The following is a 13830-nucleotide window of genomic DNA, read 5'->3' as shown; positions in this document are numbered from 1 at the left end:
AATTGCTTCAGGCGATGGAGGCGAGCTTACCCTCTGTCGCCTTCAGCAATTCGCTTGCCTCGATTTCCAGTTCAAGGCCGAAGGCGCCGCCGCTGACATAGATCGTTGCGAAGCCTTCCGCGCTTGCGTCGAGCCATGTCGGCAGCTTCTTCTTCTGGCCGAGCGGACTGCAAGCGCCCATCTGATAGCCGGTGATCTTCACCGCCTTGTCCTTCGCCGCGAGGTCGATGCGTTTCGCGCCGATCTCGCGGGCGAGCGCCTTGCGGTCGAGATCGCGTGAGGCGGGGACGATGGCGACTGCGAGCTTGCCGTCATCCGTCTCCACGACCAGCGTCTTGAATAGCCGGGCAGGGTCTATGCCGCTCGCTTCCGCCATTTCCAGCGCCGAGGTCTTGCGGTCCTTCGGCACCGGCACCTCGCGGAACGTGCCCTTGAGCCCGTTGAGACGCAGAAAGCGCTGCGCCGCCGTTTCGCCTTTCGCCATGGCGTCTCAGACTCTCACGGCCACTTCACTTCCGGCGGCATGGACGACAGGATCGAGGCGACGTTGCCGCCGGTCTTCAATCCGAATGTCGTGCCGCGGTCATAGAGCAGGTTGAACTCGACATAGCGCCCGCGGCGGATCAACTGCTCCTCGCGTTCCTCCGGCGTCCACGCCTCGTTCATGTGGCGTCGCACCAGCTTCGGATAGATGTCGAGGAAGGCGCGGCCCACATCCTGCGTGAAGGCGAAGTCCTTCTCCCAGTCGCCGGAATTGTGGTGGTCGTAGAAAATGCCGCCTGTGCCGCGCGGCTCATTGCGGTGCGGCAGGAAGAAATATTCGTCGCACCATTTCTTGAAGCGCGGATAGTAGCTCGCGTCATGCGCGTCGCAGGCGCCCTTCATCGCGGCGTGAAAGTCGATCGTGTCGGGATGGTCCTGCTGCCGCTGCACGTCGAGCACGGGGGTGAGATCGCCGCCGCCGCCGAACCATGTCTTCGTGGTCACCACGAAGCGCGTATTCATGTGCACGGCCGGCACGCGCGGGTTCTGCATATGGGCGATGAGCGAGATGCCGCCCGCCCAGAAGCGCGGGTCTTGCTCGGCGCCCTGCATCTGCTTGCGGAAGTCTTCCGAGAATTCGCCATGGACGGTCGAGATATGGACGCCGACCTTTTCGAAGACGCGGCCATGCATGATGGACATCTCGCCGCCGCCCTGATCGGTGGAGCCGTCGCCGCGCTTCCAGGGCGTACGTTCGAAGCGGCCGGGCGCTCGCTCGGCATAGGTGCCGGTCAGCTCGTCCTCAAGCCGTTCGAACCCGGCGCAGATCAGGTCGCGAAGCCCGCGGAACCAGGCCGCCGCCCGGACCTTGCGCTCTTCGATCAATGCCGTGTCGCTCATATGCCGCCTCCATCCGTTTCCGGGGCACTTGTAACCGGCGGAAAGCCCGCTGTCTGCCTCAAGCCCTCGCCGAGAACCATGGCCGCAGCGATGGCCACATTGAGCGACCGGGCAGGGGGCAGCATCGGAATCGTGACCCGGGCGTCGGCGCGCTCATGGACATGGGCCGGGACGCCCGCCGTCTCCCGGCCAAGGAGCAGGGTGTCGTCGCGCCGGTATTCGAAGCCGGTATAGGGCTCGGCACTCCTTGTGGTCAGCAGGATCAGGCGGCCCGTGGAGGGGCGCGCGCTCAGGAAATCCTCCCAGCTGTCATGCCGGACCACATCGGCAAGGGGCACATAGTCCATGCCCGCCCGCTTGAAGGCGCTGGCGCCCCAGGGGAAGCCGCAAGGTTCGATGATATCGAGCCCAACACCGAGGCATGCGCCGAGGCGGAGAAGCGTCCCTGTGTTTTGCGCAATATCGGGCTCGAAGAGGGCCAATCGCATGGGTTTTTCCGGGTTTGAGAACGAGGCGCGTCTTGAGCCTTGCCCCGCTCCGGCAGATGCGGCGATGCGTCATCCTGCCGCAGCGCAGGCGGGGCTGGACAAGCCTGGGATTGAATGCCACAAAACGCCGCGTATGGGATGAAAGCGGGGGATTCGTACGCTTTCGTTCGATCTCGCGGGTTTGCGCCGCGCCGCCTTCAGCCACACGTCGAAAGCGTGGGGTAACCGCCCATGGCGGGCTGGCGGCGTTCGGCTTTTATTCAAGGAGACCTGAACCGTGGCAGAAATCCACGCGGCCGAGCCGACACGGCGCGATTTCCTCTACGTGGCCACCGGAGCCTTCGCCGCAGTTGGCGCAGCGGCTGCCGTCTGGCCGCTCATCGACCAGATGAACCCGGACGCCTCGGTTCTGGCGCTCGCCTCGATCGAAGTGGATATTTCGAAAATCCCCGTCGGTCAGGAAATCACCATCAAATGGCGCGGCAAGCCGGTCTTTATCCGCCACCGCTCCGAAGACGAGATCAAGGCCGCCGAGAGCGTCGACGTTGCCGAGCTGCGTGATCCGCAGACCGATGATGTCCGCCTCGTGAAGGGCCCGAACGGTCAGCTCGAAAAGCAGTGGCTGGTGCTCATCGGCATCTGCACCCATCTGGGTTGCGTGCCGCTCGCTTACAAGGGCGAGTTCAACGGCTATTTCTGCCCCTGCCATGGTTCGGTCTACGACACGTCCGGCCGCATCCGGAAGGGCCCGGCGCCGCTCAACCTCGAGGTGCCGCCCTACAAGTTCGTATCCGACTCCAAGATCCTGATCGGCTGAGGGGACCTGAAAAAATGAGTGGTCATAGCACCTACAACCCGAGCAACGGCTTTACCCGCTGGCTCGATGCGCGCCTGCCGATCCTTCGGCTCGGCCACGACACTGCGGTCAGCTATCCCGTCCCGAAGAACCTCAATTACTGGTGGACCTTTGGCGGCGTGCTGACCTTCTGCCTTGGCGTGCAGATCATTACCGGCATCGTGCTTGCGATGCACTACATTCCGCAGACCGAACTGGCCTTCAGGTCCGTCGAAAGCATCATGCGCGACGTGAATTATGGCTGGCTGCTGCGCTACATCCACGCCAACGGCGCGTCGATGTTCTTCATCGCCGTCTATATCCACATGTTCCGCGGTCTCTATTACGGCTCCTACAAGGCGCCCCGCGAAGTGCTGTGGATCCTCGGCTGCCTCATCTATCTCCTGATGATGGCGACCGCCTTCTTCGGCTACGTGCTTCCCTGGGGCCAGATGAGCTTCTGGGGCGCGACGGTCATCACCAACCTCTTCGGCGCGATCCCGCTGGTGGGCGAGTCGCTCCGCACCTGGCTCTGGGGTGGCTTCGCGGTCGGCGATCCGACGCTGAACCGCTTCTTCTCGCTGCACTACCTGTTCCCGTTCCTGATCGCCGGTGTGGTCATCCTCCACATCTGGGCGCTCCATGTGACGGGCCAGAACAATCCGGCGGGCGTCGAAGTCAAGAACAAGGATCAGGACACGGTTCCCTTCACGCCCTATGCGACGGTGAAGGATGCCTTCGGTCTCTCGCTCTTTGTGATCCTCTTTGCCTACTTCGTGTTCTTCAACCCGAACGGTCTCGGCGACGTCGAGAACTACGTCGTGGCGAACGCGCTCAAGACGCCCCCGCACATCGTGCCGGAATGGTATCTGCTGCCGTTCTACGCGATCCTGCGCGCCGTCCCGGACAAGCTTGCCGGCGTCGTCCTGATGTTCGGCGCCATCGCAGTGCTCTTCGTGCTGCCCTGGCTCGACACCTCGAAGGTGCGTTCGGCGCGGTTCCGCCCGCTGTACAAGCAGTTCTTCTGGATTCACCTTGCCGTCTGCCTTGCGCTCGGCTGGTGCGGTGCCCAGTCGCCGGACACGATCCTGATCCATGTTGGCGATGGTGGCTTCACGGTGACGCATTTCGCGCGCATCCTCGCAAGCTACTATTTCCTCCACTTCATCGTTCTCTTCCCTCTCCTCGGCCTGATCGAGAAGACGAAGCCGCTGCCCGAGAGTATCTCGGCGTCGGTTCTCGGAACGAAGAACTGAGACGGGGCGAGACGCAAATGACGCAGAAAATGACCAAAACTTTCCGCATCGGGTTCGCTTCGAAACTCGCTGGCGTGGCAGCCTTCGGCGCCCTCGCGCTGGGCCTGTCCCTCGGTGCCTCGGCTCCGGCCCAGGCCGAGGGCGCGGAAGCTCCGCTCAAGCATGTCGCATGGTCCTTCAACGGCCCGTTCGGCACCTATGACCGCGACGCGCTGCGTCGTGGCTACAAGGTCTACAAGGAAGTCTGCTCGACCTGCCATGCGATGAGCATGGTCCACTTCCGCAACCTCGCCGAGAAAGGCGGGCCGGAATTCACGGCCGCCGAAGTGAAGGCGATTGCTGCCGGATACAAGGTGCAGGACGGCCCGGACTCCTCGGGTGAAATGTTCGAGCGTCCCGCCGAGGGCAAGGACCCGTTCCCGTCGCCCTATCCGAACGACGAAGCGGCTGCCGCTTCGCTCGGCGCCGCGCCGCCGGATCTCTCGCTCATCGCCAAGGCGCGTGAAGGCGGGGCGGACTATATCTACTCGCTGCTGAACGGCTATGAAGAAGCCCCGGCAAATGTTCATGTCCCGGCTGGCGGCAACTACAATCCCGTCTTCGTGGCTGGCAGCGGCATCATCGCGATGCCCAAGCCGCTCAGCGACGGGCAGGTCGACTACACGGACGGTACGCCCAATACCGCCGAACAGATGTCGAAGGACGTGGCCCAGTTCCTGATGTGGGCGGCAGAGCCCAAGCTCGAGCAGCGTCACCGCCTGGGCCTCCAGGTCGTGCTCTACCTGATCGCGCTTACTGGCATCCTCTACTTCGCGACCCGGAAGATCTGGGCCGACCAGCATTGAGCTGGCGGAGCGGTTTTTGAACGGAAAAGGGCCTCTCGCGAGGCCCTTTTTCATGTCTATCGCATATTTGTTTGTTATGTTTCGCCGCCCGCGACGTGAGCATCGGTTCGGAGCGGGGCGGCGGATTTGGCGAGGCGAATATGGCGAAAACGGTTCTGGGCGTCATTGGCGGCAGCGGCGTCTACGAATTTCCGGGCTTGAAGAACGAGCGCTGGGAGAAGGTTTCAAGCCCCTGGGGCGAGCCTTCCGACGAGCTGCATTTCGGCGAACTGCCGACCGAGAGCGGCACCGTCGAAATGGTGTTTCTGCCGCGCCACGGCCGCGGCCATCCGCATTCGCCCTCAAGCATCAACTACCGCGCCAATATCGACGCTCTGAAGCGCGTCGGCGTGACCGACATCATCTCGGTCTCGGCGGTCGGATCGCTCAAGGAAGAGCTTCCGCCGGGAACCTTCGTCATCGTCGATCAGTTCATCGACCGCAGCTTTGCGCGCGAGAAGAGCTTTTTCGGCGAAGGCTTCGTCGCCCATGTCTCCATGGCGCAGCCGGTCTGCCCGCGCCTCGGCGACCATCTCGAAAAGGCGTGCAAGAATAACAGCATCGCCTATGCGCGGGGTGGCACCTATCTTGTCATGGAAGGTCCGCAATTCTCCACGCTGGCGGAGTCGAACCTTTACCGTTCCTGGGGCTGTTCGGTCATCGGCATGACCAACATGCCGGAGGCGAAGCTCGCCCGCGAAGCCGAGATTTGCTACGCGACGGTCGCCATGGTCACCGACTATGACTGCTGGCATCCGCACCACGCCCATGTCGAAGTGTCGGACGTCGTGCGTGTGCTGGAAGAAAATGCCGGCCATGCGCGAACCGTCATCCGCTCGGTCGCGGCGAGCTTCGGACCGGAGCGCACGCCGTCGCCGCATGGCCTCGACCGCGTTCTCGATACGGCGCTGATCACCGCGCCAGCCAAGCGCGACCCTGAGCTTGTTCGCAAGCTCGATGCGGTCGCGGGCCGCGTATTGCATTCCAGCTGAGGTTTTGAAGAACAATGGACGTGAAGCAATTCATCCGCACCATTCCGGACTACCCGAAGGAAGGCATCTTCTTCCGCGACATCACCACGCTTCTCGGCGATGCAGAGGGGTTCCGTTCCGCCGTCGATGCGCTGGTGCAGCTGCATAAGGGCGCGAAATTCGACAAGGTTGCGGGCATCGAGGCACACGGTTTCATTCTCGGCGGCGCTGTCGCGCATCAGCTCGGCCTCGGATTCGTTCCCGTGCGCAAGAAGGGCAAGCTGCCCTGGACCACAATCGGCCAAGAATATGATCTCGAATATGGCACCGATACCGTCGAAATTCACTCCGACGCCATCTCCGCAGGCGACCGCATCCTTCTCATCGACGATCTGATCGCCACGGGCGGCACAGCGGAAGCGGCGGTCAAGCTCTTCGCCCGCGCGGGCGGCAATGTGCTGGCCGCGAGCTTCGTGATCGAGCTGTCGGAACTCGGCGGACGGCAGCGCCTCGAAGCCCTCGACATCGAGGTCCTTTCGCTTTGCGCCTATGAAGGGCATTAGCAGCAACAATGGAATGGATCGCTGATCCGACGATCTGGGTGGGTCTCGCAACGCTTGTCGTGCTCGAGATCGTGCTCGGCATCGACAATCTGGTCTTCGTCGCGATCCTGGCTGACAAGCTTCCGGTCTCCGAGCGCAACCGTGCGCGGCTCACTGGCCTTGGTTTCGCGCTCTTCATGCGCCTCGGTCTGCTCGCTAGCATTTCCTGGCTGGTGACGCTGACGACGCCGCTTTTTATCATCTACGGCATCGACTTCGCGGGCCGCGATCTCATCATGCTGGGTGGCGGCATCTTCCTCCTCACCAAGGCGACGATGGAGCTGCACGAGCGGCTGGAGCCGGCGTCCGAAGAGAGCGGGGCAGCGAAGGCGCATGCCAGATTCTGGATCGTCGTCGCGCAGATCATCATTCTCGACGCGGTCTTCTCGATCGACTCCGTCGTCACCGCCGTCGGCATGGTGGACAATCTGCCGGTGATGATGGCCGCCGTGATCGTCGCCATGGGCGTGATGATGCTGGCCTCGGGTCCATTGACGAAATTCGTCAACGCGCATCCGACCGTCGTGGTTCTCTGCCTCGGCTTCCTGATGATGATCGGCTTCAGCCTCGTCGCGGAAGGCTTCGGCTTCCATATCCCCAAGGGTTATCTCTACGCGGCAATCGGCTTCTCGATTCTGATCGAGAGCTTCAACCAATGGGCGCAGCGGAACCGGGTGCGCCACGCCGCCGCTCGGCCCTTCCGCCAGCGCACCGCCGAGACGGTCTTCCGTCTGCTTGGTGGCCCGGCTGCCGCGGAGGAGGGGGCGGAGGCGACCGGTACAGAGGGTGTTCCGGAAGGTTTCGGCGCGGAGGAGCGCACCATGGTGAGCGGCGTGCTGACGCTCGGTGAGCGGCAGGTAAGCTCCATCATGACGCCGCGCCGGGACATCGTCTGGGTGAAGCTTGCCGACAGCGCCGAAGATCTGCTGAACCTGTTGCGCGGTTCTCCGCATGGGCTCTATCCGGTCTGCCGCTCATCGGATGAGGAACTCGTCGGCTATGCGAGGGCGCAAGACCTGATGGAAGACCTGCTCACGCATGGCGCCATCAATGAGGCGAAGAGTGTCCGCAAGCCGCTCGTCGTCCATGAGGGGCTCGGCGTTCTGCAACTGCTGGAACAGTTCCGTCGCTCGCATGTTCAGCTCGCACTGGTGACGGATGAATATGGCAGTATCGAAGGCCTTGTTACGCCCTTCGATGTGCTTGAGGCGATTGCGGGCGAGTTCCCCGATGCGCATGATGAAACGCCCTGGCTGCAGAGGCTGGGCGAGGGCCATTGGCGGGTTGACGGCATGGCCGATATTCGCCGCCTCGCTTTTGCCATTGGCCGCGATCTTTCGATGGAAGGCGATAATTATTCGACAGTGGCCGGATATGTTCTCTGGTATCTCGGGCGTGTGCCGGAGACGGGAGACCGCATTGAGCATGACGATCTCGTTTTCACTGTGACGAAGATGGATAGCCGCCGCATTGCCGAACTCGAGATCGAGGCGCTGCAGTCGAATGGCGGTCATTGAGGGAAAGCGCGCATGAAGATCGACGGCGTTCACTATCGCACCATCTGGGTCGCGGATGACGGCTGGTCCATCGAGGTTATCGATCAGACGAAGCTGCCCCATGCCTTTCAAACGGTCCGCCTGCGCTCGGCGGATGATGCGGCCCGGGCGATCAAGGACATGGTGGTGCGCGGTGCGCCGCTGATCGGCGCCACTGCCGCTTATGGCCTCTGTCTTGCGCTGCGCGACGACGCGTCAGACGCCACGCTGAACGAAGCCTATCAAATGCTCGCGGCGACGCGACCCACCGCCGTCAATCTCAAATGGGCGCTGGACGAGATGGTGAAGGCGGTGAAGCCTCACGGTCACAGCGTCCGCGTCGACGCGGCTTACGCTGCCGCTTCGAAGATTTGCGACGATGACGTCGAGATCTGTCGTCGCATCGGCGAGAACGGGTTGAAGATCATTCGCGGCCATGCCGAGGTGAAACCGGGCAAGACCGTCAACATCCTCACGCATTGCAATGCGGGCTGGCTCGCCTGTGTCGACTGGGGCACCGCGCTCGCGCCGATCTACATGGCGCATGACGCGGGCATCCCCGTGCATGTCTGGGTCGACGAGACACGGCCGCGCAATCAGGGCGCATCGCTCACCGCCTTCGAGCTTGGCCGCCACGGTGTTCCGCATACGATCATTCCCGACAATGCGGGCGGTCACCTGATGCAGCATGGGCAGGTCGATCTCTGCATCGTGGGCACCGACCGCACAACGGCCACGGGCGATGTCGCGAACAAGATCGGCACCTACCTCAAGGCGCTCGCCGCTTTTGACAATGACGTTCCTTTCTATGTCGCGTTGCCGCACACGACGATCGACTGGACGCTAGATGACGGCGTGGCGGAAATCCCCATTGAGCAGCGCTCGGCTCGCGAAGTCACGCATATTACGGGCCGCACCGACGCGGGCGAGATCGTCACCGTCGAAATATCCGCCCCTGGAAGCGCCGCCGCGAATTACGGATTCGACGTCACGCCCGCCCGCCTGGTCACTGGCCTTATCACCGAGCGCGGCGTCGCCGCGGCAACCCGCGAGGGGCTGCTGTCGCTTTATCCCGAACGGCGCTGAGCGGCGTCACGGCCTGCCCATCCAGGGATGGAAGCGTCCTTCCGGATCGCGCACGGCGCGGATTTCGTCCAGCCTGACGAGATTTGCGTCCGATACGAAGCGGGCGGGGCGGCGCGCGAGATTCTCGTCCGCCAACTGGATGCCGACGCCATAAGGTTCCATCGCACGCATGTTATCTGTCGCCCAGCTTTCATGCCGCGCGGCGTCGGCGCCGTCGCGCAAGCCGCAATAGAGCGCGAGATAGGTTCTCGCCTCCATGGAAAAGGCCATGTCGGGTCTTTGCTGTGGCGGGTTCCAGTTGAGCCACAGCACATGGGTCGGCGCCGGTGGCTGGGTGTCGGCCATATGGCGGAGATGCGGCAACAGCGGATCTATCGGTCCGTTCATCCACATATTGTCCGCGTTCCAATGCGTGTTAGGCAAAAAGAGCGTCCGCTCCCCCGTCTTCATCATCATGGACAAGGACATGGGTAGCAGCGGCAGCGTGAAGCTGGCCTTCGAGCTGATTGCACTTTTCGACATGAAGGAGACCGCTTCGCGAGCGTCCTTGAAGCTGTCGGCAAGGACCGGGGTAATGACCTCGATGCCGGGGGCAAAGATGCCCATCGCCTTGCGGTTGAGCACCATCTGGAACTCGACCTTCTGCGATACATGCGGGCCAACGCGGTCCGCCCAGGCGAAGACCTCTTCCAGATGCTTCATGCGGAAGACCTGAATCTTCAGCCCGATGAATTTGGGGCGTGGATGCAGTTTGAGATGAAAGCGAACCACGACGCCAAAGAAGCCGGGCCCGGAACCGCGTGCGGCCCAGTAGAGATCGGCGTTTTCCGTCTCGCTGGCATGAACGAGGCTTCCATCCGCCAGCACGATGTCGAGCCCGATCACGCTTTGGCAGGCCAGTCCGAGCATGCGGCTGTTCCAGCCGAAGCCGCCTTGCAGCAGAAATCCGCCTATGCCGACCGTGTAGGCGTGGGCGACGGGAAAGAACAGATTCTCTTTCGCGACAGCCGCGTCTACGTCGCCGCACAGGCAACCGGGCCCCACAATCGCGGTCTTTGACGCGACGTCAATCTCGATGCGGTTCAGGCGCGACAGGTCGAGCATCATTCCGCCGTCGCGGATATGGTTCTGTGCCCAGCTGTGTCCGCCCGAGCAGATTCCGATCTTCAGATTTTCCCGTCGCGCGCGCTGCACCGCGGCGATCACATCGAATACGTCATTTGCCTGAACGACCACGTCAGGCCGGCGTCCGGGGTCGCGAGCGTTGAAGCTTGTGCCGAGTACGGCACCGTCGAAGCCGGGCGTCCTGCGTTCGAGGGTGATGCCTTTTCCGGTCGAGGGTTTCATCTTCTCTATTCCCGATTTTCTTGCTGATGTGCGGGGCCGAAGGTGGCGTAGAGCTCCGGCAGAAAGGCGGCGAGATGGGCCATTTCCTGAGCGCAATGGACGAGGAGCTCGGAGGCCTGGATGGCTTTGAGCGGCACGAGGCGGCTGGCGATGCTGCCGATCACCCCGCCGACAGCGCCCGGCATAGACCGCGGACGGACGTTTTCGCCTCCCACCCAGAACCGGGATCGCATCTCCGATCCGCCCTCGACGGGGCGCACATGATGGATCAGCCAGCCGGTCTCCATTGGCGTTCCGGCGATGCCGCCTCGCGCGCAGATCGCCACCTCCCCGGAGGCTACCAGCCGCTTCTCATCGAGCCCGGCTTCCGACGGTCGGACGAAGCGTATGGTCAGGTTCATGCGGGCGGGGCCGACGAACTCGACGACATTCGAGATCCGTCCGACATAGCGGCCCAGATCGCCCTCGCCATCCGCCCAGCCCACATGAACATGGGCCCTCGGGTGCCAGAGCTTGTATCGCTGTGCCTCGCTGCCATGCCATGCAAACCACCAGTCCCACATGGCAGGGGTCACGCCGGGCATAGGGGTCAGCACAAAAACCCGTGCGGAGCCGTCCAAGCAGGTCGAATAGCCAGTTTCGGCGGCCCAATAGCCGGGGTGATGGAGGTCGCCGGCGCGTGAAACCGGCGGCATGAGCTCGTGGGCAATCGCGCCCGTCAGCAATGCCTCGCGGACATGACCGGCCAGCGGCGCCATCTGCGGACGGAAGAATCTGGCATAGGCGCTCCTTTCCAGCTCGTCAGGCGTGTAGCCGAGATAAAGCTCCTTTTCGGCAATCGACGGCATGGCGTCTCATCCTCCTCCTGCTCGGCCGAAGGCGTGTTCGACCGCAAATCCAATAAATGAGAGAATTCCCAAAAATGGGATATTTGTCAAATATTGTCGTGCAGGCTAATCTGGGTGCTCAACAGCGGGAGTAGAGGGTGAGTTCGAAGGGGCTTTTTGTCAGCGAGGCTGTGCTATTGGGCAAAAGCGCGCGCACCCGCGCCCGGCTCATGGACGCGGCCGCCCAACTCTTTGCCAGGCAGGGTTTCGAAGCGGTCTCGGTCAATGAAATCGCCAGGGTCGCGGAGGTAGCCAATGGCACCTTCTATGTGCATTTCCGCGACAAGGACGAGATTGCAGGCGCCGTAGCCTTCGGCATTGCGCAGGAGGTCGTGCGTCAGCTCGATGAGGCGATGACAGACATCGACGACGCCATGGAGCGCACGAGCATGGCGACGCGCCGCTTCATCGACCTTGCCGGCAGCGAACCGGATTGGGGCGGTGCCCTTTTCCGGGCTGTCCTGACCTTTCAGGATCTTCGTGAGAGCGTGATCGGCTATCTTCGCGCCGATCTGCAGCGGGGCGTGAGCCAAGGCGTCTTCACGACAGAAATAGACGACGTCGTGATCGACACCTTCGTCTCGATGGCGATGGGTGCGCTGTTCGGGCGACTGAACGGCAGATTCGGGCCGGAGTTGGGGTCGCGCGTCGCGGAGCTGCAATTGCGGATGCTGGGGGTCCCCGCCCGCAAGGCGGCGAAGGTGGCGTGGCGGGAGATTCCGCCGCTGGAATTGCACATCAGGCCCCTGGCGAAAACTTGGCCGGTCGGGCGGCAGCCATAGCCCTTTGCGCGAGGCCCATTGCCAATGCTTGCCCGCTGCTTTAGTTTAATGCAAAGCATTAAATGACGTCCTGCGTGGCTGGGCGTCCAGGCATGGGGGAGGGAGTTGCATGAAAATCCTTAAATGGGGCGGGGCGGTGCTCGGCCTGCTGGCAATCGTCTCCGTTGGCGGTGTGGTCTATGTGAAGCAGCACCCTCTCGCGGTGGTGAAACTCATTAACAATTGGCGCGACCCGGTCGGCCCGAACCATCCTGTCGTCTGGCAGCAGGGCCCGGAAACGCCGCCTGCCGGCAAGCGTCCGCCCAATATCGTGCTGATCCTCGCCGACGACCTCGGCTACAACGACATCACGCTCAATGGCGGCGGCGTAGCGGGTGGTGTCGTGCCGACGCCCAACATCAATTCGATTGCGGCTGATGGCGTCGATCTCACGCAGGGCTATGCGGGTAACGCGACCTGTGCGCCGTCCCGCGCTGCGATCATGACCGGGCGCTATGCGACGCGCTTCGGTTTCGAATTCACGCCGACGCATCCCGTTTTCGAAAAGATGATCGGCGAATTCCAGTACGGTTCGCGCAAGGGGATCTATTTCCCTGAGCGTGAAAAGGACAACATTCCCGTCGCCGACATGGGAATCCCGCGCGGCGAGGTGACCATCGGCAAGCTGCTTCAGGCGCAGGGCTATCACACGCTGATGTTCGGCAAGTGGCATCTTGGCGAAAAGCCCGAGATGCGTCCGCAGGCGCAGGGCTTCGACGAGTCGCTCGGCTTCCTGTTCGGTGCCTCGCTCTACGCGCCGGACGGCGCGCCGGGCATCCAGCAGAACAAGCAGGACTGGGATCCGATCGACAAGTTCCTGTGGGCGGCGCTGCCCTTTGCCGTGAGCAAGGATGGCGGCCCACGCTTTACGCCCGACAAATACATGACCGACTATCTCGGTGAACAGGCCGTGGACGCGATCAAGGCGAACAGGAACCGCCCGTTCTTCATGTATCTCGCTTTCAATGCTCCGCATACGCCGCTTCAGGCGACGCAGGAAGACTATGACGCACTGCCGATGATCAAGGACCATGAGATGCGGGTCTATGCCGCCATGATCCGCGCGCTCGACCGCAATGTCGGTCGTGTGCTTCAGGCGCTTAAGGATCAGGGTCTCGACGACAATACGCTGGTGATCTTCACCAGCGACAATGGCGGCGCGCACTACATTGGGCTTCCCGACATCAACAAGCCCTATCGCGGCTGGAAGGCGACCTTCTTTGAGGGCGGCATTCACGTGCCCTATTTCATGAAGTGGCCTGCTGCGTTGCCCAAGGCTGCGAAATATGGCCTGCCCGTGGCGCATGTCGACATCTTTGCAACGGCGGCGGGTGCAGCCGGCGCGGCCATGCCGACGGATCGCGTGATGGACGGCGTGAACCTGTTGCCCTTCCTCGAAGGCAAACAGCCAGGCCGCCCGCATGAGACACTTTTCTGGCGCTCGGGCGACTACAAGGTTCTGCTGGCGGGTGACTGGAAGCTGCAGGTCTCGGAGCGGCCGAAGAAGAACTGGCTCTTCAATCTGAAGGACGATCCGACGGAGCGGAAGAACCTCGCGGATGCCGACGCCGCGAAAGTGACGGAACTACTCGGCGTCCTGCAAGGCATTGACGGCCAGCAGCACAAGCCGATCTGGCCGGCCCTTGCGGAAGCACCCGTTGCGATCGATCATCCTGCCCATTCGCCGGATAGTCCGGACGACGAATATATCTATTGGGCGAACTGATGACTCCGA

The 13830-nt window shown here is 62.6% G+C and carries 14 protein-coding genes; 9 read left to right on the top strand and 5 right to left on the bottom strand.

The annotated features are described in order from the left end of the window. Positions 1 to 7: 7 nt before the first annotated feature. The 3 genes from F2P47_RS12160 to F2P47_RS12150 are packed head-to-tail and all read right to left on the bottom strand — an operon-like array spanning position 8 to position 1871. Entirely contained in the window at positions 8 to 484 is a 477-nt protein-coding gene (locus F2P47_RS12160) for an aminoacyl-tRNA deacylase (RefSeq protein WP_152216640.1), read from the bottom strand. Positions 485 to 498: 14 nt separating this feature from the next. Next, positions 499 to 1383, bottom strand: coding sequence for an oxygen-dependent coproporphyrinogen oxidase (hemF, locus tag F2P47_RS12155; RefSeq protein WP_152216639.1), 885 nt, complete (start codon positions 1381 to 1383; stop codon positions 499 to 501). Further along, on the bottom strand, positions 1380 to 1871 hold the full coding sequence (locus tag F2P47_RS12150; protein WP_152216638.1) for a tRNA (cytidine(34)-2'-O)-methyltransferase: 492 nt from the start codon (positions 1869 to 1871) through the stop codon (positions 1380 to 1382). The genes hemF and F2P47_RS12150 overlap by 4 nt, the downstream gene beginning before the upstream one ends. Positions 1872 to 2148: 277 nt before the next feature. Here F2P47_RS12150 and petA point away from each other — a divergent pair, with 277 nt between their 5' ends. The 7 genes from petA to mtnA all read left to right on the top strand — a co-directional run bounded on the left by petA (position 2149) and on the right by mtnA (position 9040). Continuing rightward, positions 2149 to 2688, top strand: coding sequence for a ubiquinol-cytochrome c reductase iron-sulfur subunit (gene petA / locus F2P47_RS12145; protein WP_152216637.1), 540 nt, complete (start codon positions 2149 to 2151; stop codon positions 2686 to 2688). A 14-nt stretch (positions 2689 to 2702) separates the two neighbouring features. Then, positions 2703 to 3962 (top strand): cytochrome b, encoded by a 1260-nt coding sequence (locus F2P47_RS12140; protein WP_152216636.1) that lies wholly within the window; start codon positions 2703 to 2705, stop codon positions 3960 to 3962. Positions 3963 to 3979: 17 nt separating this feature from the next. Next, a complete protein-coding gene (locus F2P47_RS12135) occupies positions 3980 to 4807 on the top strand; it encodes a cytochrome c1 (protein ID WP_152216635.1) in 828 nt (275 codons plus the stop codon). 140 nt (positions 4808 to 4947) lie between these two features. Further along, the gene (locus F2P47_RS12130) at positions 4948 to 5838 is read left to right on the top strand and encodes an S-methyl-5'-thioadenosine phosphorylase (protein ID WP_152216634.1); all 891 of its coding nucleotides are present in this window, start codon (positions 4948 to 4950) and stop codon (positions 5836 to 5838) included. Between the two features lie 14 nt (positions 5839 to 5852). Continuing rightward, the gene (locus F2P47_RS12125; RefSeq protein WP_152216633.1) at positions 5853 to 6380 is read left to right on the top strand and encodes an adenine phosphoribosyltransferase; all 528 of its coding nucleotides are present in this window, start codon (positions 5853 to 5855) and stop codon (positions 6378 to 6380) included. A gap of 8 nt (positions 6381 to 6388) precedes the next feature. Then, positions 6389 to 7936 (top strand): TerC family protein, encoded by a 1548-nt coding sequence (locus F2P47_RS12120; protein ID WP_152216632.1) that lies wholly within the window; start codon positions 6389 to 6391, stop codon positions 7934 to 7936. Positions 7937 to 7948: 12 nt separating this feature from the next. Continuing rightward, complete coding sequence (gene mtnA / locus F2P47_RS12115) at positions 7949 to 9040, top strand: S-methyl-5-thioribose-1-phosphate isomerase (protein WP_152216631.1); 1092 nt, start codon at positions 7949 to 7951, stop codon at positions 9038 to 9040. Positions 9041 to 9046: 6 nt separating this feature from the next. Here mtnA and F2P47_RS12110 read toward each other — a convergent pair whose 3' ends face one another. Together F2P47_RS12110 and F2P47_RS12105 are read right to left on the bottom strand one after the other, a co-directional pair. Then, positions 9047 to 10387 (bottom strand): FAD-binding oxidoreductase, encoded by a 1341-nt coding sequence (locus tag F2P47_RS12110; protein ID WP_152216630.1) that lies wholly within the window; start codon positions 10385 to 10387, stop codon positions 9047 to 9049. A 5-nt stretch (positions 10388 to 10392) separates the two neighbouring features. After that, entirely contained in the window at positions 10393 to 11235 is an 843-nt protein-coding gene (locus F2P47_RS12105) for a DAPG hydrolase family protein (RefSeq protein WP_152216629.1), read from the bottom strand. A gap of 137 nt (positions 11236 to 11372) precedes the next feature. On the opposite strand from F2P47_RS12105, the gene F2P47_RS12100 reads away from it, so the two are divergent. After that, entirely contained in the window at positions 11373 to 12056 is a 684-nt protein-coding gene (locus tag F2P47_RS12100; protein ID WP_152216628.1) for a TetR/AcrR family transcriptional regulator, read from the top strand. 109 nt (positions 12057 to 12165) lie between these two features. Continuing rightward, a complete protein-coding gene (locus tag F2P47_RS12095) occupies positions 12166 to 13821 on the top strand; it encodes a sulfatase-like hydrolase/transferase (RefSeq protein WP_152216627.1) in 1656 nt (551 codons plus the stop codon). The last annotated feature ends 9 nt before the right edge of the window (positions 13822 to 13830 follow it).

Origin of the sequence: Parvibaculum sedimenti (genome assembly GCF_009184905.1) — a bacterium.
Lineage (GTDB): Bacteria > Pseudomonadota > Alphaproteobacteria > Parvibaculales > Parvibaculaceae > Parvibaculum > Parvibaculum sedimenti.
This window is presented reverse-complemented; position numbering and strand designations above follow the sequence as displayed.

Bases quoted from the DNA above. Each gene is read 5' to 3' on its own strand.
- F2P47_RS12135 (WP_152216635.1), top strand. From the start codon at position 3,980: ATGACGCAGAAAATGACCAAAACTTTCCGCATCGGGTTCGCTTCGAAA.
- F2P47_RS12150 (WP_152216638.1), bottom strand. From the start codon at position 1,871: ATGCGATTGGCCCTCTTCGAGCCCGATATTGCGCAAAACACAGGGACG.
- mtnA (WP_152216631.1), top strand. From the start codon at position 7,949: ATGAAGATCGACGGCGTTCACTATCGCACCATCTGGGTCGCGGATGAC.
- F2P47_RS12105 (WP_152216629.1), bottom strand. From the start codon at position 11,235: ATGCCGTCGATTGCCGAAAAGGAGCTTTATCTCGGCTACACGCCTGAC.
- F2P47_RS12120 (WP_152216632.1), top strand. From the start codon at position 6,389: ATGGAATGGATCGCTGATCCGACGATCTGGGTGGGTCTCGCAACGCTT.
- F2P47_RS12125 (WP_152216633.1), top strand. From the start codon at position 5,853: ATGGACGTGAAGCAATTCATCCGCACCATTCCGGACTACCCGAAGGAA.
- F2P47_RS12110 (WP_152216630.1), bottom strand. From the start codon at position 10,387: ATGAAACCCTCGACCGGAAAAGGCATCACCCTCGAACGCAGGACGCCC.
- F2P47_RS12140 (WP_152216636.1), top strand. From the start codon at position 2,703: ATGAGTGGTCATAGCACCTACAACCCGAGCAACGGCTTTACCCGCTGG.
- F2P47_RS12160 (WP_152216640.1), bottom strand. From the start codon at position 484: ATGGCGAAAGGCGAAACGGCGGCGCAGCGCTTTCTGCGTCTCAACGGG.
- hemF (WP_152216639.1), bottom strand. From the start codon at position 1,383: ATGAGCGACACGGCATTGATCGAAGAGCGCAAGGTCCGGGCGGCGGCC.
- F2P47_RS12130 (WP_152216634.1), top strand. From the start codon at position 4,948: ATGGCGAAAACGGTTCTGGGCGTCATTGGCGGCAGCGGCGTCTACGAA.
- F2P47_RS12095 (WP_152216627.1), top strand. From the start codon at position 12,166: ATGAAAATCCTTAAATGGGGCGGGGCGGTGCTCGGCCTGCTGGCAATC.